This is a genomic window from Amycolatopsis sp. NPDC098790 (assembly GCF_044759945.1).
GTDB lineage: Bacteria > Actinomycetota > Actinomycetes > Mycobacteriales > Pseudonocardiaceae > Amycolatopsis.
Window position 1 is genome coordinate 128,577 of record NZ_JBIWAI010000006.1, and the last position, 19,830, is coordinate 148,406.

Sequence of the window (19,830 nt, forward strand, 5' to 3'; positions counted from 1 at the left end):
GAGCGGGCCCGGCGGACGGTGAGATCGGGAGGCGGTGGCAGGAGTGGCGGATCTCTGGGGGTGCGCGGAGGCGGGCGCGACACGAAGGCGGGGACTCATGGCCATCTCCTTTGACAGCGGCCAGGACGTCGAGAAGCTCGGAGAGCGCTCTCCCAGATTGTGGTTCCAGGGACCTGTTGTCAAGACCGATTCAGTGGACGGCATGACGCCCGCTGGGGGGTCCTAATCGTTGCTACGACTAGTACACGCGTTTCGCTGAGTGTGAGGCAGGCGTAGCCGCTCCGGTCGGGCGCCGACGATTGGTGGTTGGTTCGGGGCCGCCGTGGTCGCTGGCTGCGGAGAGCGCTCTCCGTAGAAAGGGCACGAGGTCGCTGCGACTAACGAATGCGGCCTGAGGTGCCGGCGTCGAAGTATGTGGCGACGATGTGGCCGTGACCGGTGATGAGAGTTCGGCCATGTCGCGTTGCCAGCCGCGTGAGGAAATGCAGTCTTGGTGGCGGGTGGTTGAGGTGCGGCCGTGTCTCAAGCTCACGAGGACAAACTCGTCCTGGTCCGCCCGAACGGCCACGCACCCAGGACGCAGCCGCCGTCCCGGTGTACCTGGCCGCCGTGACGGCAAGCTGAGCGGGAACTCTGGCACGTCACCCAAGAAGTGAAGAACGACGACTTCGTCGGCGTCTTCGCAGCTGGCGCGAATGAGCATGCATGGGGCTGGTCCGATCGGGTGAAGCCGCGTTCTCGGGTAAACCGACTTCCGGTTCTGGCGTGAACCACTCGCCGGACGGAGGACCTCGAGGTGAACCTCTTGCTCCGTGCACCGTCCGTCGGCTCAGGAGGAGACTGTGAAATTCGTATGGCTCGCGTCGTAGCCTCGATAGCCGCCGGAGAAATACTGGCGCAGGCGGCGACAGACACCGCGCTGTAGGCGCTGACCACGTGCGTCAAATGGTGTGGTGACGTCTCCGGCGACACCATCTGGCGGGTCCCCAGCAGCCCAACCCCGAACTTGGGCCACTGCAGCGACTGCTGACCGGCACCGAGTCCGATGACACGTACCCCAGCGAGAGGAATGCGCATGACTAGGCTCAGCAGGACGGCAACCCGGCTCAGGGCCGCCTCGGTGTGCGGGATCGCGGCGACCTCGGCAATTGCGACAGGTACGCCGGGGCCATCTGTGTGGGCGGCCCCGAGATCCACTGCGCGTGTATCTCGGGGCGGGTGAACATCGATGGCCAGACCTGCAACGGTGGGCGAGAGGAAAGCCTGTTCCTGACTGCCCATTCCTGGTGCGCGGAGGTCGCCGTCGACCGATGGAACCGGGACCGCGGGCCGCCGGAAGTTGCCGGCTCGCCATGAATTGGAGGCAGCCGCTCAGGCCAGGGCTGGCTCGCGGTCAGCGCGAAGAGCTCGCCGGCCCTTGCCTCTCGGCTTGCACGACTTCTAGCATCCGAATGGATTTCGTCCAGAACTCACCGATTGGGGAAAACCGATGAAAAGGTTGAACATGACCGTGGCCGCCGCAGCGGCTGCGCTCACTTTCGCCGCCGCGCCCACGGTCGCCGCAGCGGCACCGGCCGGCGCGGCTGCCGACCCCACCTCCTACTTCCTTCTCAAGGACGGCAAGGGTGGCTACTTCTCCGGCAGGGTCAACTGGTACAACCGCTCCGTCGGCATCGTGGGGTCGTTGAACTCCAGCGGATGCGAGCGGGCCCTCGCGAGGTCGATAGTGGACTTGAAAGAGCTTGACGCGAAGAGCACGAGCCTGCGCTGCAATACCGTAACCTCGTTTGACGTTTCACTTTCCGCGAACGTTCCCGGTGGAGCGAATCGCGTCTATGTCGAGCTCACCGACGAGTACGGCAGGGTGCTGGACTTCCAGAATTGTCATCGTGGCAACGCGGACTGCGTCTAGTACCGCTACGGCGGTCAGCGGTGAGCTTCGATGACCAGGTCCTGCGGGTCACATGTCGACCGTCGCCCAGGTGTCAGGAGCGGCGGACCTGCTCACCTTGATCAGTTGCCGTAGCGATGTTCCGGTGGACACACGACGCGCTCGTTTCGGCTACGAGATGCGGGCGCGGAAGGCCTGCGCGGGGCGACCGGGACGCGGATCCGGCGGCCGTCGAGCACGGTTTCGTGCGCGCGGTCGTCGCGGCTGAAGATGATCACGTTGTTGCCCTCGGCGGTGACGGTGACCCGGTCCCGGGCCGCCCATTCCAGCGTCGCCAGGACGGAGCGGTCGGCGACCCGGCCGGATGTGTCGACCCGGCTGATGGCGTGGGTCCAGCTCGCGATCGCCGGGTGGGCGGGCAGGCGGGCCAGGGGCGGTCGTTGGGCGAATCCGGGGAGTATGCGCACGGGTGGGCGGTCCGCGCGGCGCGGAGGCGTGACCGGGGCGACGGGGCGGTCAAGCACGGTGCCTCCCCGGTTCGGGCGCGCCGTGATCAGATGCGGGCGGGGAGTCGATCTTCGCTGCTCGGAGCAGGGGATGAGTTCCGTGAAACTGCAGGAAAGCGAGCGCTAACCTGCGGTTTAGGGGGATCCATCCCGTCTTCGACGTCGGTGGGGCTCGCGCCACGGGGCCCACGCGCCGAGAGTTCCTCGATCGGCTCGGGCGCCGCAGCACGAGCGGCCTCGGCACAGCTGCCGCAAGCCGGCGGCTACCCCGGCGGCCCGGAGGCGTGCCCGGGTGCATGCGGATCGAGGGTGCGCCGGCCGTCGGCGGAAGCGGCTTCGGTGCCGCCGTGCGCTGCGCCTGAGCTTTCGGTTTCGGGCCGGCCCTGACCCACCATTGTGGACGGGACAGTGGCCGGTTCCGGCCATTTCGGCGTCGGGTGCCCGGATCCTCTGCCGGGCCGGTCGCAGTCGCTTATGCTCCGGCCGGATTCCACGGCGAAAGGTGTTCCATGTCCGCGCGTGCTCTACCGTTCCTGGCCACGGTTGCCGTCCTGCTGATCGCCGGATGTTCGGGCGGGGGAAGCACTTCGGCGGCGCCGGTGTCGTCGAGTGCCGGCGCGGCATCGACGTCCGCCGCACCGTCCTCGGCTCCCGCGACCACTCAGCCGCAGCCAACGACGACGACGTCGGTGAAGAAGGCCGCTGGAGCCGTCGAGCGGTACGAGACCTTCCTGCACGCGGTAGGCAAGCAGGACCTCGCCACCGCCTGCGAGATCGCCGCGCCCGCCGCCAAAAAGGCGGAGGACGAAGGGTTCGGTCCGTGCGAGCAGACGTTCCCGATCACGTTCAGCATGTTCTCCGCCTCACAGCGGAAGGCGTTGCTGAGCGCCACGGTGGACCGCGGCGGCATCACCGAGACATCGACGAAGGTCGAGATTCCGGCGAAGGCGGTGCGGTCCGCGGCCAAGTTCACCGGCAGCGACCTGGGCGACGCCGTCCTCGAACTGCGCGGCGGAAAGTGGTACATCACCGACTGAGTGCGTCCGCTCCGAACGATGCCGCCCACGGTCTTGCTCAAGCAGGGCCAGTGTCTGCCAATGCGGTCGAACACGATGAGGTCCCAGTCGGCCGCGATCATGAGCTCTCCGTCAGGCCCGAACGCAGCGGCGCCGGTCCTCGCGGAAGTCGAAGACGGCGACCTCTTTGCCGGCGGCGAGGTCCCGAACCCGCGGCGTGCCGCTGACGCAGGACCAGGCGGTCGAGCTGTCGCACCTGTTCAAGGCGATGGCAGACCCCGTCCGGCTGCGGTTGCTCTGGCTGATCGCCTCCCACGCCGGTGGCGAGGCGTGCGTCTGCGACCTGACCGACGCCTTCGACCTGACCGCCTTGCGCCACTGCGCCCAAGGCGGGCGCAGGTGTGGGAAGCAGCCGACTATGTACGGAGCTGGTTGCGCAGATCGCGAACTGCCGTGCCCACTTCTCGGGTGACCGAGCCGTGTCCGAACTGTCGCCGTGGCCGGAAGGCCGGGTGGTACGGCCGATCGTGGACCCTGCCTGATCGGAAGCCGGGAGAGCCGGGGTGCCACGACCGGGTCAACGACACCGCGCTCGGCGGCCCGCGAGCGTCACACGATGGGTTCTGAAGTGGTGGGTCGGACGGATACCCCAGTATTTTCTGCTCGCGCGCGCCGGACACCGTCGCAGTCGCTCTGTCAAGCTTCCCGAATTCAAGGAGTCTCCCGCATGCTGAAGAAGTTCTTCGTCGTGACCAGTGCGCTCGGTGCCGGTGCATTCCTGGCCGGTGGCGTCGCCACCGCCGACACCTGGAGTGGTTACGGGTACGAAGACGCCTCCGATTCCACCAGCCAGTCCAGCCTGGTCAACCTCGAAAACACCGACGCGCTGCACAACGTCGACGGAACGGTCGGGTTCTGCGAGAACGACATCAACGTCCTGCTCGTTCAGGTGCCGCTCCACGATGTCGCGAACGGCGTCGGCGTGGGCAACGGCGAGTCACCGGAAAGCTGCGCGGGCACTGGCGTGTCCGACGGCGGCACCGGCACCGGCAACTGAGCGACGCGCCTCGAACCCCACCCGGCGGAGCGGTTTCGGCCGGCATTTTTCAGCTCGACCGGAAAATCACTCCATCGAGCTAAGTGGCTCCCGTTTGTCACGTGGGCGGATATAACTGTCGGCCGCGGGGTAATTGCTGATGTGCCGTGTCGCGACCGCAGCAAGGTGGGTCGCGCGTATATGAATGGGAGTCCAGAGCAGCGTGACCGCTGAACAAGAAATCGCCACCCTCCTGACCCGAACGTTCGGCGTGGAACCGGTCGACGTCCGGCCCGAGGCCTCGCTGCGTGAGCTCGGCATGGATTCTCTCGCCCTGGAAGAATTGGGCGTGCTGCTCGAGGAACGCCTGCGCATCGACCTCGAAGACGTCCAGCTGACCACCCGCGAAACCGTGGGGCAGCTGACCACCGTGGTCGACGAGAAGACCGCGGCGTGACGGCGCGCTCCCGCAGCGGGCTCACCGCGGCGGTGACCGGCCTGGGGCTGGTCACCGCCGCGGGCATCGGAGCCGACGCTGCGTGGCACGGGGTGACCCGGTCCGGTGCCGCGCGGGGCGTCCGGCACCGCGACGAACTGCACGGTCTGTCGTGCGACTTCATGTACACCGTCGACGACCTCGACGCGGAGAACCGGTTGGGGGTGCCGGCCATGCGGATGATGGACCGGTTTTCCCAGCTCGCGGTGATCGCGGCCCGAGAAGCGGTGGCGGACGCGGGACTCGACACCGCCGTGTGGGACACCGACCGGGTCGCGGTGGTCATCGGCTCGGCCCACGGCGGGCTTCCGTTCTACGACGAGCAGAGCACCGTCCTCGCGGAAAAGGGGGCGCGCCGGGTGTCGCCGAAGCTGGCGCCGATGACCACGGTGAACAGCGCCGCCAGCAGCGTCTGCATGGACCTCGGCGCCCGGGGACCGAGCCTGAGCGTCTCCACCGCTTGTTCGTCGGGCACGGTCGCGATCGGTACCGCCCTGCAGCTGCTGCGGTCCGGGGCGGCCGACATCGCCATTGCCGGCGGCGCCGAATCGGTGTGCTCCCGGCTGCTGATCTCCAGTGCCTGCCAGATGCGGGCGGTGTCCACGCGCCGCGACGATCCGTCGACGGCGTGCCGCCCGTTCGACGCCGACCGCGACGGGTTCGTCGTCGGCGAGGGCGCCGGCCTCGTCGTCCTGGAGCGGGCCGAGCACGCGGCGGCGCGGGGCGCGCGGGTCCGGGCCGGCATCGCGGGCTACGGCGCCTCCAGCGACGCCTACGCCGCAGTGGCACCGGATCCCGAAGGCGCCGGGATCGAGCGGGCACTGCGGACGGCCCTGGCAGACGCGGACGTGGCGCCGGCCGACGTCGGCCACGTCAACGCCCACGGAACCTCCACCGTGATGAACGACCTCATCGAAGCCAGGATGCTGCACCGGGTTCTCGGCGAAGGCCCCCTGGTCACCTCCACCAAGGCCATGACCGGGCACGCGCTCGGCGCGGCCGGCGGGATCGAGGCCGCCTTGACCGTCCTGGCGCTGGAAAAGCAGCTGGTACCGCCCACCGGCAACTTCCAAACCCGCGACATCCGGATCCCGATCGACGTCGTCGCCAAGGAAGCGCGGCCCGCGGCATTCGAGTGCGCTGTGAAGACGTCGATGGGCTTCGGCGGCCACAACGCCGCGCTGGTCCTCACGAAGAGCAGCTGAGTCCCCGGCGGTTCCCGGAAGCAGAAAGCAGAGCATGTACGAGGAAGTTGTCCGTGCGCTGGCGGTCGACGGGACGCGGTTCAGCTACCGGCGGCTGCGGCAGCCCGCTCCGCGGACCGAGCCGGTGGTCGTGCTCGGCGGCGGGTTCCAGGGCAGTCACGGCTGGCCCCACATGGAGGACCGGATCACGCCGCTTGCGGACCTGGTGACCGCGGACCTGCCCGGGATGGGGACTTCGGACCCGCTGCCGGCGGGGTCGGACACCACGTTCACGGGCCGGGCGATCGACCGGATCATCGACGACCTCGGCGTACCGCGGGTCAACCTGTTCGGTTATTCCTACGGCGCGGAACTCGCTTTCGGGTGCGCCCAGCGCAACCCGGACCGGATCGCGCGGCTGGTTCTCGGCGGCGTGGTTTCGCACACCAGTCCCGCGCAGCAGGCGTCGTTGCGCGAAGCGGCCGACCACCTCGCCGCCGGCGACGCCGAAGCGTTCGCCACGGTGGCCGCGCGGATGCAACTGTGCCTCGACCCCGGCCGCCACATCCCCCGGCGGTCCCTGGTGTACCGGTACGTCAAGCGGTCGATGCTGCACGTCGCCGTGCACGTGCCCAACGTGATGGAGTACCTGCGCCGTTCTCTGATCAGCGGCCCGGCCTTCGACGGCGGCCTGTCCGGGGTGCCGACGCTGGTGTTCACCGGTGAGCACGACTCGATCACCTCTCCGGACCGGCAGCGGGAGTTCGCGGCCACGATCGCGGGCAGCCGGTTCGTCAGCATCAGGGATGCCGACCATTGGGTGGTCCTGGAGCGCGCGGCCGACGTCGCGGACCTGGCTGCCCGCTTCTTCACCGACCAGCCGGTGGAGCCGGCGTCCTATGCGGCCGGCCACGGGGCGAGGAGAGGCTGCGGGCACGGCAGTGAGAATGCCTCGTCACCGCCGCCCCACGACCGAACCGACCGGTGACCGGATGATTGCGTGCCGGCGGGCAACCACGTGTGGAGGACGTTGGCGGCGATCGAGGTGATCGATCCGAAGGCGAAACCGAGCCAGCTCACCGCGGTGCCGCCCGCTGGGGTCCTAGCCTCCGGCGGCGTCTCGCCTGAGGTCGCCGAGTCCTTTGTGGAGGTCGCTCCAGGCGGCTGGGACGTCACCAGTCCGGTTCGAGAGCCGGCGGCCGGCGCCGCGCATTGGTGTCGCCACCTTCCTTGATCTTGTCCAACGCCGTCCGCACCGCGTGCTCGGTCAGTCCGGTGGCCTCCATGAGCGCAGGTCGGCCGGGTGGGCGTCGTCATCGGCGCCTCGGCTCGTCGATGATCAGGCGAGTGAGGGCGTCGGCCGACGGCTTCCGCACGGAGGTGTCCCTCCAGTCGATCTCGAGTGCGTTGAAGGCGGCATCGACCGCCTCCGGAGTGAGGCCGGTGGCGTCGACGAGCGCTCGCTGGCTGGGGCGTCGCCGACCGTCCTGCTGGGCCTGCTCCAGCTGGTGACGGACCAGGCGGACGGCGTGTGTGGTGTCCAGGTCCCCGGTCACCCGAAGCGCCAGCTCCCGCCTTGGTCATCGGCCGACGGTTTCCAGCCGGGAGGCCACACGTGGCCGGCCTCGCCATCCGTCACCAGGGCGTCGTCGAGGACGACGCCGTGGTCGAACGCCGCTTCGGCGAAGGTCGCGGTGCCACCGAACACGGCGCCGTCCGCGTGCGCTTCGTCGTCGATCGTCCGCAGGCCGCCGAACAGTGCTTCGCCGGCGAATCGGGCGTGTTCGAACGTCACGCCGTTGCGGAACGCCGCGCCCCGGAACAGGGCGCGGCCGTGGAACCGAGCACCCTTGAAGTTCGCCGATCTTTCGAACGTGGCGCCACCGAAGATGGCGTAGCCGGTGAACTCGACGCCTTCGAAGCGGGTCCACCCGGCGAACCGGGCGCCGCCGAACCGGACGTTGCCGACCCGGCACCCCCGGAAGTCGAAGTGGCACAGCAGGGCGCCGGTCAGGTTGAGCGTGATCCCGGGCCAGAACTCGGCGCGCACGACTTCCGGGTCGTCGCCGGGAAAGAGGTGGTCGGCCAGGATTCGCTGGGCGGTGGCGCGGACCTCCAGCTCTTGTTCGCTCGGGCCGGTCCCCGGCTGAACGGTCCCGTCCGGCGGGGACTCGACCGGGCGCAGGGACGACCACGGCGGCAACCGGGGGCGGGTGGGCAAGGTGTAGGGCAGCCGGAGGTAGGCGCAGAGGAGGTTGGCGATCGTCTGCCGCTGGTCCGGGGTGTTCTGGGCCAGCCGTTCGAGGGCGTAGAGGCCGGCGAGCCGGATCGGTGTCTTCTCGGACCCGAGCTGATCGGCTGCTTTCGTGTAGAGCTCGGTGATCCGGCGTTCCGCCGCATCGGTCCGGGCGTCCTCGGCCAGCCGGAGCTGGTGCTCCCGGTTGTCCGCGGCGACTCGTTCGGTGTGCTCTTGCGCCCGCTCTCGCTGGGCGAGTTCGTGCTCCTTCCGACGCAGCTCCAGCTCTCCGAGTCGCTGCCGCCGTGCCGCCAGCAGCAATGCCACGGCGCCGCCCGCGCCGAGAACGACGTTCCCGGTCGCCCGGAAGACGTCCAGCCGAGCCTGGTCCGCCGGGGTTCCGGCGCCGAACAGCGCCAACAGCAGCGAAAGCGTGCCGCCTGCGACGACGACCACCACGACCCCGGCGAGCACGATGGCACGGGTCGTCAGCACCTTGCCGAGACGTTCGTCCGGCGTGGTTTCCGGTGGCTCGCCGTCGACGGGGAGCGAGTGCGGTGGGTGCACCACTCGACTGTGCCACGCCGGGACACCGGGACACGACCGGTCGCGGACCACTCGTACCCGGCCGGTTGCCGTTCGTCCGGGATCCGGGGCCGGTCGTTCGCGGCCGGTTGTCAGGGCCGGGCGGGGCCGCACAAGGTGGGCGGGGACAAGCCCGAGGAGGTGGCGGTGTGAACGCCTGGCCCGCGGAAGAGTTCGAAGCGCGGCTGCGGTCGATCGGGGAGAAGCGGTACCACCACCTGCACCCGTTCAACGAACGGATGCACGCGGGTTTGCTCACCGAAGCGGAGTTCCGGGGCTGGGTGCGCAACCGCTTCTACTACCAGGTGAACCTGCCGGTGAAGGACGCGTTCATCCTGACCAAGCTCCCCGGCCGCGACGATCGGCGGCGGTGGATCCGGCGGATCGTCGACCACGACGGCCGCGCCGGTGATGAAGGTGGCATCGAGAAGTGGGTTCGGCTCGGGGAAGCCGTCGGCCTGAGCCGGGCGGAGCTGTACGACGACGGCACCGTGCTGCCCGGGGTGCGGTTCGCCGTCGACGCCTACGTCGACTTCTGCCGGCGGCAGCCGTGGCTGGAGTCCGTGGCCTCGGCGCTGACCGAGCTGTTCGCCCCGGACCTGCTCAGCAGGCGGATCACCGACGTCCGGCGGCACTACCCGTGGATCGCGACCGAAGGCCTGGACTACTTCCGGGCCCGGCTCACCCAGCAGCCGAAAGACATCGCGCACCTGCTCGAGCTCGTGCTCAACCACGCGAAGACCCGCGAACAGCAGGACGCGTGCGCCCGCGCGCTGGAGTTCAAGTGCGACGTCCTCTGGAGCCTGCTCGACGCCGTCGAACTCGCGTACGGCAAGAGCTCGTGATGGACGCCGGCGACCCGGCCGCGACGCCCCGGCTGGCGACCAAGGCGGTGCTCAAGCACGACGACGTCCGGGACGTCGAACTGCTCCTGCTGCCGGAACGGGTCGTGCTGCTGAACAAGTCGAGCGCGGCGATCCTCGGCCTGTGCGACGGCAGCCGGACCGTGCGGCAGCTGGTCGAGCAGCTCGAGCGGGACTTCGGCGCGGCCGATCTCACCGGCGACGTCGTGGCGTTCCTCCAGGACGCCGGCGGCCGGGGCTGGGTGGTGGTCCGGTGACCGGGAAGCCGCGGCCCTTCGGGCTGCTCGCCGAGGTCACCCACCGGTGCCCGTTGCACTGCGTCTACTGCTCGAACCCGCTGGCGCTGCTCGACCGGCGCGACGAGCTCACCACCGCCGACTGGGTGCGGGTGCTCGGGCAGGCGGCCGCGCTCGGCGTCCTGCAGGTCCACCTGTCCGGTGGCGAACCCCTCGTCCGCGGCGACCTCGAGGTGCTCGTCGCCGAATGCCGCCGCCTCGGCCTGTACACGAACCTGATCACCAGCGGCCTCGGGTTGACCGAGCAGCGGGCCGAATCGCTCGTGGCGGCCGGGTTGAACAGCGCCCAGCTCAGCATCCAGGGCGATGCGGCCGAGTCGACGGACCTGGTCGCGGCGAGCAAGCGGTTCGACAAGAAGGAAGCGGCCGCACGCACCATCCGCGCCGCCGGGCTGCCGCTGAACATGAACGTCGTGCTGCACCGGCTGAACCTGGACCGGCTGGACGCGATCATCGACCTCTGCCTGCGGTGGGGCGCCGAACGGCTGGAGCTCGCCAACACCCAGTACTACGGCTGGGCGCTGCGCAACCGCGACCTGCTGATGCCGAGCAAGGCCCAGCTGGACGCGGCGGTCGGCGTCTACCGGCGCCGGAAGGCCGAACTGGCGGACCGAGTCGAACTGCTGTGGATCCTGCCGGACTACTACGAGCCCTATCCCAAGCCCTGCATGGGCGGCTGGGCGCGCACCGCGCTGACCGTCGCCCCGGACGGCGTGGCCTACCCGTGCTCGGCCGCGTCGGAGATCACCACGATGGCGTTCCCTTCGGTGCGGGAACACGACCTCGAATGGATCTGGGCGGAGTCACCGGCGTTCGAGGCCTACCGCAGCACCGGGTGGCTGCCGGACCCGTGCCGTGGTTGCCCGCGCAAGGAACTGGACTTCGGCGGGTGCCGGTGCCAGGCCTTCGCGTTGACCGGCGACGCGGGGCGCACCGATCCGGTGTGCCGGCACTCGCCCGACCACCACCTGGTGGCGGACGCGCTCGTGCGGGCCAACCAAGAGGGCGCCGGCGGACAACTCGTCCACCGCAGGCCGACGGTGGACGCGCGCGGCCGCTGAACGCCGGGACCGCTCGTGGGGGCCGGCGTGCCGTTCGGCACCGGTTGCCGGCCACTGGTTCCGCCTCGGTTGCGGGGGCCGCGCCGCGGCGCCGATGCTCGACCGGAACCCTTCCGGTCCGACAGGAGGAGGAGCGCAACATGGAATGGGAAACGCCGGAGTACACGATCGTCGAGGTGTGCGCCGAGGTCACCGGCTACTTCCACCGGGACTGACCGCCCGGGCCGTCCTGCCCCGGCGCAAGGCCCCGGCCGGGTCCGGGGCCTTGCGCCCCGTCTTCGGAGGTGGTGCCGATGACCCTCGAGTTCCTCCCGCTGATCGCCCTCGCCTTCGGGCTCAGCCTCGACAACTTCCGTTCGTCGATCGCCATCGGCACCATCCCCTTCGGCTGGCGGCGCGCCGTGCAGGTCGCGCTCGTCTTCGGGCTCTGGGACGCGGTGGGACCGCTGCTGGGCGGCTTCCTCGGCCACTACCTGGGTGACTTCCTCGGCGACTCGGCGGAGTACATCGGCGCGGCCGCGCTCGGCCTCTACGGCGTCTACTTCATCGTCGGGGCGATCCGGCACCCGGAGCCGGAGGACATGGACCACCCGTGGGTGACGCTGTTCGGGATGCCGTTTTCGCTGTCCGTCGACAACTTCGTCGCCGGCGCCGGGCTGGGGATCGCCGGGTTCTCGCTGGTGGTCCCGATGCTGGCGTTCGGGGCCATGACCGTGGTGATGACGTTCGCCGGCCTGTACGTCGGGCGGATGGCCGCCAAGGTGGTGCGCGTCCGGGCCGATCTGTTCAGCGGGATTTCCCTGCTGGGCGCGGCGATCCTGCTGCCGCTCGTCTTCGGCTGAGCACCGATGCCCGAGCACCCCGACACCCACGTCCACCGCACGTACGACCGGGTGCTGGGCGAACCGGCGCGGCGGCGGGGTGACCGGTGGCCGAACCGGGTGGACCTGAAACCGCTGCGGCGCAACCCATCCGAAGCCGATCCGCTCGGCGCGGGCTTCGACTACGCCGCGCAGTTCGCCACGCTGGACCTCGACGAGGTGGCGCGGGACGTCGACGAAGTGCTGACGACGTCGCAGGACTGGTGGCCCGCCGACTTCGGCCACTACGGCCCGCTGGTGCTGCGCATGGCCTGGCACGCCGCCGGGACCTACCGGGTCAGCGACGGCCGCGGCGGCGCGGGCACCGGGATGCAGCGCTTCGCCCCGCTGAACAGCTGGCCCGACAACCGCAACCTGGACAAGGCACGCCGGCTGCTGTGGCCGGTGAAGCGGAAGTACGGGCGCAAGCTCTCCTGGGCGGACCTGATGGTCTTCGCCGGCAACCGGGCCCTGGAGTCGATGGGTTTCACGACGTTCGGGTTCGGCGGCGGCCGGGTCGACGCGTGGGAGCCCGACGAGACGTACTGGGGGCCGGAACGCACGTGGCTGGCCGAGGACCGCTACACCGGCCTGCGGCAGCTCGCCGAACCGCTGGCGGCCACCGCGATGGGGCTGATCTACGTGGACCCGCAGGGGCCGGCGACCAACCCCGACCCGCGGCTCGCGGCCCGCGACATCCGGGAAACCTTCAAGCGGATGGGGTTCGACGACGTCGAGACCGTCGCGCTCATCGCGGGCGGGCACACCTTCGGCAAGACCCACGGCCCGGCGGACCCGAGGGTCGTCTGCGGTCCCGAGCCGGAGGCCGCGCCGCTCACCGAGCAGGGCCTGGGCTGGGCCGGCGGGCACGGCAGCGGCGTCGGGCCGGACACCGTCACCAGCGGGCTGGAAGGGATGTGGACGCGCTCGCCGGTCCGCTGGGACCACACGTTCTTCGAGACGCTGTTCGACCACAAGTGGGACGTCGAGCTGAGCCCGGCCGGCCTGTGGCAGTGGATCCCGGCCGGCGGCGGGGGCGAGGGCACCGTGCCGGACCCCTACGACCCGGCGAAGAAGCACCACCCGGTCATGCTCACCACCGACCTGTCGTTGCAGGAAGACCGCGCGTACGAGGCGATCTCCCGGCGGTTCCTCGCGCACCCGGACGAGTTCGAGGACGCGTTCGCGCGGGCGTGGTTCAAGCTGACCCACCTCGACCTCGGGCCGGTCCAGCGGTACCTGGGGCCGCTCGTCCCGGCCGAACGGCTGATCTGGCAGGACCCGGTGCCCGCCGTGGACCACGAACTGGTGGACGACGGCGACGTCGCGGCGATCAAACGCGAGATCATGAACTCCGGCCTGACGGTGGCGCAGCTCGTCGCCACGGCCTGGGCGTCGGCTTCGACGTACCGCGACAGCGACAAGCGCGGCGGGGCGAACGGGGCGCGCATCCGGCTCGACCCGCAGCGCGGCTGGGACGTCAACGAGCCCGAACAGCTCGACGTCGTCCTCCCGGCGCTGCAAGCGATCCAGGAGCGCTTCGCCGATTCGGGCAAGCGGATCTCCCTGGCCGACTTGATCGTGCTCGGCGGGTGCGCCGCGGTGGAGCACGCCGCCGGCGACGCCGTCGAGGTCCCGTTCCGGCCGGGGCGCACGGACGCGGTGCAGGAGTGGACGGACGTCGAGTCGTTCGGCGCCCTGCGGCCCGTCGCGGACGGCTTCCGGAACTACGTGGGCGACGGGCTTCGCCTGCCACCCGAGCACCTGCTGGTCGACCGGGCGAGCCTGCTGACCCTCACCGCGCCCGAGCTGACGGTGCTGGTCGGCGGGCTGCGGGTGCTCGGGGCCAACCACCGGGGCTCGCCGCTGGGCGTGCTGACGACCAGGCCCGGCACGCTGACGAACGACTTCTTCGTCACCTTGCTCGCCCCGGGAACCGAGTGGGTTTCCCGGCAACACCGGGGAACTTACGAAGGACGCGTTCGCGGCGAACCGCGGTGGACCGCGAGCCGGGTCGACCTCCTGTTCGGCGCGCACTCCGAACTGCGGGCGCTCGCGGAGGTGTACGCGAGCGAGGACCAGAGGTTTGTCCGCGACTTCGCCGCGGCGTGGGTGAAGGTCATGGAGCTCGACCGGTTCGACCTCCGCTGACGCACGAACGGTACCTCCGGCCGGGTCAACGGCGGAGCGGAAGCGACCTGTGGCGAAGGATTTCCGGGCGTCACGCGCCGGGGTAGCGTCCGGAGCCGTTGCAGAGCAACGGAAAGCCGACGAGGAGGTGACGTCCGGTGACGATCTCCCAGGAACGAGAGGAACTCCTGGCCGAGCTCAGCGGGCAGAACAGGGCGACCATTGGGGCCGTGCTCGGCTCCGGCACCATCGCCAAGGCGACCGAACGCCCCGACGGGACGATGGAAGCGACCATCACGATCCGCGAGGACGCGATGACGTGGGACCCGGGGGTGCTGATCATGCCGCACTCCGGCGTCCTCGAGCTGACGATCGTCAACGACGACAAGAACACGCACGCCTGCCTGCTGCCCAGCAACGGCGACAAGCAGTTCATCGGTCTGCTGAACCACTCCAAGGGCACCGCGACGCTGGAGCTGGACGGGCCCGGCTGCTACTGGTACGGCTCGCCGGCCGGCAACGACGAGGGCCGCGGCCTGACCGCCGCCATCGTCGTCACCGGGGAAGTGCCGCCGGAGGCCAAGCTCGACCGACCCGCCCAGCCGCGGCCGTAGGGAGGCAGGAACCATGACCACCGAGTACGTCGACGCCGGCAAGGCGTTCAACCACAGCAAGCTCTCCAACCTGCCGCACCGCGCGCCGGACGTGACGCGCGGCATCGACTACGAGCGCATCCTCCGGGCACGCAGCGAGCCGGACAACTGGATCACCTACTACGGCGACTACGACGGCAAGCGGCACAGCCTGCTCGACCAGATCAACGCCGGCAACGTCAAGGACCTGAAGGTGGCCTGGATCTTCCAGGCGAGCGCGAGCGGCCTGATCGCATCCACCTCGACCTACGCGTTCGAAGCCTGCCCGCTGGTGGTCGACGGCGTCATGTTCGTCACCGGCTGGGACGGCTGGCTCTGGGCGCTCGACGCGAAGACCGGCGAGCAGCTGTGGCGCTACAAGCACGCGATCCCCATCGACGTCACCTTGTGCTGCGCCAACGTCAACCGCGGCTGCGCGGTGGCCAACGGCAAGGTCTACATGGTGACCCAGAACGCCCAGCTGGTCGCGCTCGACGCCACCGACGGCCGGAAGGTCTGGCAGAAGCCGATCGGGGACGTGCGGGCCGGGGAAAGCGCTTCCATCGCCCCGCTGGTCGTCAAGGACACGATCATCACCGGTTCCGCCGGCGGCGAATACGGCGTCCGCGGGCACATCGACTGCTGGGACCTGGAGACCGGCGAGCAGCGCTGGCGCACCTACACCGTGCCGAAGCCGGGGGAGCCCGGCTCGGAGACCTGGCCCGCCGACGGGGAGGCCTGGCAGCGCGGCGGCGCGAACCACTGGGTCACCGGCACCTTCGACCCGGAGCTGAACCTCTACTACGCGGGCACCGGGAACCCGGCACCGGACTTCGACGGCGCGGTCCGCGAAGGCGACAACCTCTACACCGACAGCGTGGTCGCGCTGGACGTCGACACCGGCGAGATCAAGTGGCACTACCAGTTCACCCCGCACGACCTGTGGGACTACGACTCCACGATGGAGATGATCCTCTTCGAGCGGGACGGCAAGAAGCTGCTGGCCCACTTCGACAAGAACGGGTACCAGTTCGTCCTCGACCGGACCAACGGCGAGCTGCAGCAGGTCACGCCGTTCGTCGACCGGATCGACTGGGGCGTCATCACCCGCGACGGCAAGGTGACCCCGCGCAAGTACCCGGACGAGGAAGGGGAGCCCTGCCACTTCTTCCCCGGCCCGGCCGGCGCGAAGGAGTGGACGCACGCCTCCTACCACCCGGGGCACGACCTGTTCTACGTCCCGGTCGCCGACGTGGGCGCCACCGCCACCCGGCGGCGCCGCGAGTTCAAGGAGGGCATGCCCTACTGGGGTGCCGCCGTCGAGGTCGACATCGACGACATGGCCGGGTCGGTCAGCGCGTTCGACTCCCACGGCGAGGAGAAGTGGCGGTACCGGCTGACCGACATGCCGATGGCCGCCTCGACCCTCAACACCGCCGGCAACGTCGTGTTCGCCGGCACGCCGTCGGGGGAGTTCCTGGCCCTGCACGCGGAGACGGGCGAAAAGCTGTGGAGCTTCCAGTGCGGCAGCGGGCACCACAGCAGCCCGAGCACGTTCACCGTCGAGGGCAAGCAGCACATCGCGGTGGCGGTCGGCTGGGGCGGCTGGCTCGAAGGCATCGTCCCCGGGCTGTCCGGTCAGGGGCACGGCGCCGCGCTGATCGTGTTTTCCTTGTGACGGAAAAGTTTTCCTGAAGGGTGCCGGCCGTGCCCGGGCGCGTCAGATCTCCAACGCCCGGCGCACGGTCGGGGCGTTGCGCCGGGACACCGGCACCATGGTCTGCTCGCGGTCGTCCATGACCAGGAACAGCTCGCCCTTGTAGCGGCGCTCGACCTCGCGGATCCGGCTGAGGTTGACGACGTACTGACGGTGCACCCGCAGGAACCCGGACCCGCTCAGCTCGGTCTCCAGCCGGTCGAGGCCGGGCAGGGCGGACCGCAGCAGCCCCTGGTCGGTGGACAGCCACACGTCGTTGCCGTCCGACTGGGCGAAGGAGACTTCCGGCAGGCGCAGCAGCACCATGCGGTTTTCGCGCGTCGCGACCATCCGGTGCGGCTGCGCGCGCAGCGGCCCGTCGTCGGCCGCCCGGGGCAGCGGATCCCCGTCGGAGACGCCGAAGGAGACGACGGTGCCGACCAGGTGCCCGGTCAGGAACACCGGCCGGAAGCTGATCGACGTCGGTTCGCTGGCGAGGCGGGTCAGGATCTGGGTCGAGCCGGTCCAGGCGCGGTTGCGCTTCGCCTGCTCGGCGGCGTACCTGGCGGCCCGGATGAACTCCGGCAGCTCCGGTTTCCAGCGGACCGCCGGATCCGGCGCCGGCGTGGCGCCCGGGATGCCGAGGAGCACGCCCGCGGTGTCGTCGGCGAGCACGACCCGGCCCGCGGCGTCCACGGCCGCGAGCGGCGCGGGGGAGGCGGCTTTGGCCTGGGTGAAGGCGGCGATGAGTTCCGCGCTGTCGTCCTTCGCCCGCCGGCGCAGGATGCGCTGGGTCTTCGTGGCGGCGTTGCCGAGCCACGTCGCCACCGACGCCGGCAGGTCGCCGCGCCAGCACGAGATGTTGAGCACCGCGACCGGTTCCCGCGTCACGACGTCGCGCACCGCGACGCCGGCGCAGGTCCAGTCCTGGAACGCCGCGCACCAGTGCTCGGCGCCGCGGACCAGCACCGGGGTGTAGGCCAGCAGCGCGGTCCCCATCCCGTTCGTCCCGGTCGCGCCCTCGGCCCAGCAGAACCACGGCGCCAGGTTGGCTTCGGCCGCGGCCGCGCCGGTGACCTGGTCACCCCACTGGGCGAGCACCCGGCCGGTGCCGTCGGCGATGGTCACGATGCCGCCGAGGGAACCGACTTCGTGCGCCAGTGACGCGGCGCGGAAACCGAGCTCGGCGAACACGACGTCGTGCTGCAACGCGTGGTCGACCTCCGCGACCGCCGCCGGTGCTTCGGTGAGGCCCGGGTCGACCCGGTACTGGTCCCGGCACCGGTGCCAGGAGATCGCGATCTCGGGCCGGACGCCGCGCAGGTCGTCTTCGCCGCGCGCGAACCGTTCCCAGGCTTGGTGCAGCGCCGCTTCGCCACGGCTGCCGGAACTCGGTTCGAGCCGGCGTGGCTGTGCCATGGGAGACCGCCTCCGGTCCGTCGGTCGCGACGATTTGACCCGCACCGCAAGCTAAACCCCGGTCCGGACGACGGGCAAGCGGCGTGTGCCGAGCGCGGGACGGCACCCCACGAACGGTCGGGAAGCGATGACCGGCGGCGGCCATCCGCCCACCAGCGGTCACAGCGGTGCGCCGGACCCGGCCGGATCTATGCTCGGTTTTCCGGCCGCAGTCCGGCTCCCCTGTCCGAGCCAGTAGTTCTACAGCCATCCGGCCCAGCGACGCGAAGATGTCTTGAAAGCTTTCACGGCACCGCGTTACGTTGTGCCTGCGTTCCGTGCCCGGTGGGCGAACCCGGGCACCCGGCGACGAGGAGGTCGCGATGACCGGTCCGATGCCGCCGCTGGTGATCGCACCGAGCCGGGGCGGCGGCCGCGATCTTTCCTTGACAGCCACGTCTTCGGCGAAGGAAGTGGCTCGAGCGTGGGAAAACTTCGCCGCGGGCGAAGACGTCGAGACGGGCGTGCGGCCCGAAATCCTGGCTTGCTGGTACCGGTGCCGGGATCGCTACGACGTCGACCGCGCGCTGGACGCCGCACCGGGGGCCCGGGGCGACCAGGACCCGCGACGGGACAACGGCGTCGTCTACACCGCGCTGGGCGGCGTGGGTGCGCTGGCCGGCCAGGCGGTGGAGCGCGACGGCGCCGTCGTCACGGTGACGGACGGGGACGGGCGCGTCCTCGGGACGTGGGGCGATCCCTCCGCACGGCGGCGCGCCGAGCTGCACAACCTCGCGCCGTGGTCGTCGTGGTCGGAGGAGTGCACCGGGACCAACGGGATGGGCACGTCGCTCGAGGTGGCCGGGCCGGTGACGGTGACGGGCCCGGAACACTGGTGCGCGGCGTTCCACCGGTGGGCGTGCGCCGGTGTCTCGATCCGCGACACGGTGACCGGCGCGCCGGTCGCGTCCGTCAACGTCTCGCGGTGGGACGCGGAGCTGTCCGAGCTCGTGCCGCGGTGGCTGGAGAAAGCGGTTTCCCGGGTCGAGCAGGAGATCTACCGGCGGGCGGTGTACGAGGCCGACAAGGTGCTCGCCGAGTTCGGCCGGAAGTGCGCGCAGGCGGGCGGATCGTTGCTGGCGCTGGACCGCGGCGGCCACGTGATCGCCGCGAACGAAGCGGCGATCGCGCTGCTGGGGGTGACCGCGGCGGAGACCCCGGTCGTCGTCGGCGCGACCGAACCGGCGCGGCGCTGGACCCCGGACATCGACGGGCTGCCGGAAGTGCTGCGGTGGGCCGCGGAACGAGCGGAGGGGAACGCGGAGTGGAGCGGGTGGGCGCGCCTGCCGGTGCGTCCCGGCGAGGAGGCCGTGCCGCTGACCCTGCGGTCCGTCGTCGACGCGAACCACGTGGTGGGCATGGTGTGCGCGTTCGGGGTGGAAGAGGGCGAAGCGTACGACGGCGGCGCCGGCGCCGCGTTCGGCCCGCTGCCCCGGTGCGTCATCGGGACGCGCGAAGAGCGGCTGGTCCTGCTGGCGCCGTCGGAGATCCGCTACGCCGAAGCGGACCGGAACATCGTCTGGCTGGTCACCGAACGAGGCCGGATCCAGGCGGCGACGCGCGGCCTGGACAACGTCGAGCGGTTGCTGACGCCGTTCGGGTTCCGCCGGGTGCACCGGCGGTTCCTGGCCAACCTGCGCCGGGTGGCGGAGGTCGAGCGGGGCATCAAGGGCGAGCTGTTCCTGATCATGGACTCCCGCGCCCACGAGTTCGTGCCGGTGTCCCGCCGCCACGCCCCGGACCTGCGGCGGACGCTCGGCGTATGAGCGGGGTCGTGCGGAGCCGCACCGAAAAGGCCGTTCCTCCCGGAGCGCGCCGGCGGTCAGTGCTGTCGCGGCTGCGCGGGCGGCTGGCGGAGCTCCGCCGTGCGAACGCCGCGGGCTG

Annotated in this window: 18 protein-coding genes and 1 pseudogene; 15 read left to right on the top strand and 4 right to left on the bottom strand. The window is 70.6% G+C overall.

What is annotated here, in order from left to right:
• Positions 1 to 1,504 precede the first annotated feature (1,504 nt).
• A complete protein-coding gene (locus tag ACIQWX_RS37855; RefSeq protein ID WP_400881685.1) occupies positions 1,505 to 1,912 on the top strand; it encodes a hypothetical protein in 408 nt (135 codons plus the stop codon).
• A gap of 101 nt (positions 1,913 to 2,013) precedes the next feature.
• Here ACIQWX_RS37855 and ACIQWX_RS37860 read toward each other — a convergent pair whose 3' ends face one another.
• Positions 2,014 to 2,358 carry a hypothetical protein gene (locus ACIQWX_RS37860; protein WP_400881687.1) on the bottom strand — a complete coding sequence of 115 codons (345 nt, stop codon included), beginning with the start codon at positions 2,356 to 2,358 and terminating at the stop codon, positions 2,014 to 2,016.
• Positions 2,359 to 2,906: 548 nt separating this feature from the next.
• Between ACIQWX_RS37860 and ACIQWX_RS37865 the strand changes: the two genes are divergently transcribed.
• The 6 genes and pseudogenes from ACIQWX_RS37865 (at position 2,907) to ACIQWX_RS37890 (ending at position 7,117) form a co-directional block, all read left to right on the top strand.
• Entirely contained in the window at positions 2,907 to 3,434 is a 528-nt protein-coding gene (locus ACIQWX_RS37865; protein ID WP_400881689.1) for a hypothetical protein, read from the top strand.
• Between the two features lie 166 nt (positions 3,435 to 3,600).
• Positions 3,601 to 3,780, top strand: a pseudogene (locus tag ACIQWX_RS37870) (ArsR/SmtB family transcription factor); the annotation flags it as partial.
• A gap of 360 nt (positions 3,781 to 4,140) precedes the next feature.
• Positions 4,141 to 4,470, top strand: coding sequence for a hypothetical protein (locus ACIQWX_RS37875; RefSeq protein ID WP_400881691.1), 330 nt, complete (start codon positions 4,141 to 4,143; stop codon positions 4,468 to 4,470).
• A gap of 202 nt (positions 4,471 to 4,672) precedes the next feature.
• Positions 4,673 to 4,906 carry a phosphopantetheine-binding protein gene (locus tag ACIQWX_RS37880; protein ID WP_400881693.1) on the top strand — a complete coding sequence of 78 codons (234 nt, stop codon included), beginning with the start codon at positions 4,673 to 4,675 and terminating at the stop codon, positions 4,904 to 4,906.
• The gene (locus tag ACIQWX_RS37885) at positions 4,903 to 6,150 is read left to right on the top strand and encodes a beta-ketoacyl-[acyl-carrier-protein] synthase family protein (protein WP_400881695.1); all 1,248 of its coding nucleotides are present in this window, start codon (positions 4,903 to 4,905) and stop codon (positions 6,148 to 6,150) included. Before ACIQWX_RS37880 ends, ACIQWX_RS37885 begins: the two co-directional genes overlap by 4 nt.
• A gap of 34 nt (positions 6,151 to 6,184) precedes the next feature.
• Positions 6,185 to 7,117: an alpha/beta fold hydrolase gene (locus tag ACIQWX_RS37890; RefSeq protein WP_400881697.1), complete on the top strand. Its 933-nt coding sequence runs from the start codon at positions 6,185 to 6,187 to the stop codon at positions 7,115 to 7,117.
• A 325-nt stretch (positions 7,118 to 7,442) separates the two neighbouring features.
• Here ACIQWX_RS37890 and ACIQWX_RS37895 read toward each other — a convergent pair whose 3' ends face one another.
• Together ACIQWX_RS37895 and ACIQWX_RS37900 are read right to left on the bottom strand one after the other, a co-directional pair.
• Entirely contained in the window at positions 7,443 to 7,685 is a 243-nt protein-coding gene (locus tag ACIQWX_RS37895) for a hypothetical protein (RefSeq protein WP_400881699.1), read from the bottom strand.
• On the bottom strand, positions 7,682 to 8,932 hold the full coding sequence (locus tag ACIQWX_RS37900) for a pentapeptide repeat-containing protein (RefSeq protein ID WP_400881701.1): 1,251 nt from the start codon (positions 8,930 to 8,932) through the stop codon (positions 7,682 to 7,684). Before ACIQWX_RS37900 ends, ACIQWX_RS37895 begins: the two co-directional genes overlap by 4 nt.
• Before the next feature lie 167 nt (positions 8,933 to 9,099).
• On the opposite strand from ACIQWX_RS37900, the gene pqqC reads away from it, so the two are divergent.
• The 7 genes from pqqC to ACIQWX_RS37935 all read left to right on the top strand — a co-directional run bounded on the left by pqqC (position 9,100) and on the right by ACIQWX_RS37935 (position 16,470).
• Positions 9,100 to 9,795: a pyrroloquinoline-quinone synthase PqqC gene (gene pqqC / locus ACIQWX_RS37905; RefSeq protein WP_400881703.1), complete on the top strand. Its 696-nt coding sequence runs from the start codon at positions 9,100 to 9,102 to the stop codon at positions 9,793 to 9,795.
• Positions 9,795 to 10,070, top strand: a complete 276-nt coding sequence (gene pqqD, locus ACIQWX_RS37910) for a pyrroloquinoline quinone biosynthesis peptide chaperone PqqD (protein WP_400881705.1) — start codon at positions 9,795 to 9,797, stop codon at positions 10,068 to 10,070. The genes pqqC and pqqD overlap by 1 nt, the downstream gene beginning before the upstream one ends.
• Positions 10,067 to 11,170 carry a pyrroloquinoline quinone biosynthesis protein PqqE gene (gene pqqE, locus ACIQWX_RS37915; protein ID WP_400881707.1) on the top strand — a complete coding sequence of 368 codons (1,104 nt, stop codon included), beginning with the start codon at positions 10,067 to 10,069 and terminating at the stop codon, positions 11,168 to 11,170. Before pqqD ends, pqqE begins: the two co-directional genes overlap by 4 nt.
• Before the next feature lie 293 nt (positions 11,171 to 11,463).
• Positions 11,464 to 12,012, top strand: a complete 549-nt coding sequence (locus tag ACIQWX_RS37920) for a manganese efflux pump MntP family protein (RefSeq protein WP_400881709.1) — start codon at positions 11,464 to 11,466, stop codon at positions 12,010 to 12,012.
• A gap of 6 nt (positions 12,013 to 12,018) precedes the next feature.
• On the top strand, positions 12,019 to 14,181 hold the full coding sequence (gene katG, locus ACIQWX_RS37925; RefSeq protein ID WP_400881711.1) for a catalase/peroxidase HPI: 2,163 nt from the start codon (positions 12,019 to 12,021) through the stop codon (positions 14,179 to 14,181).
• 137 nt (positions 14,182 to 14,318) lie between these two features.
• Positions 14,319 to 14,774 carry an MSMEG_3727 family PQQ-associated protein gene (locus tag ACIQWX_RS37930; protein ID WP_400881713.1) on the top strand — a complete coding sequence of 152 codons (456 nt, stop codon included), beginning with the start codon at positions 14,319 to 14,321 and terminating at the stop codon, positions 14,772 to 14,774.
• A gap of 13 nt (positions 14,775 to 14,787) precedes the next feature.
• Complete coding sequence (locus ACIQWX_RS37935; RefSeq protein WP_400881715.1) at positions 14,788 to 16,470, top strand: PQQ-dependent dehydrogenase, methanol/ethanol family; 1,683 nt, start codon at positions 14,788 to 14,790, stop codon at positions 16,468 to 16,470.
• A gap of 42 nt (positions 16,471 to 16,512) precedes the next feature.
• Here ACIQWX_RS37935 and ACIQWX_RS37940 read toward each other — a convergent pair whose 3' ends face one another.
• Positions 16,513 to 17,907: a LytTR family transcriptional regulator DNA-binding domain-containing protein gene (locus ACIQWX_RS37940; protein ID WP_400881717.1), complete on the bottom strand. Its 1,395-nt coding sequence runs from the start codon at positions 17,905 to 17,907 to the stop codon at positions 16,513 to 16,515.
• Positions 17,908 to 18,269: 362 nt separating this feature from the next.
• Here ACIQWX_RS37940 and ACIQWX_RS37945 point away from each other — a divergent pair, with 362 nt between their 5' ends.
• Positions 18,270 to 19,712, top strand: coding sequence for a LytTR family transcriptional regulator DNA-binding domain-containing protein (locus ACIQWX_RS37945; protein WP_400881719.1), 1,443 nt, complete (start codon positions 18,270 to 18,272; stop codon positions 19,710 to 19,712).
• Positions 19,713 to 19,830: the final 118 nt, after the last annotated feature.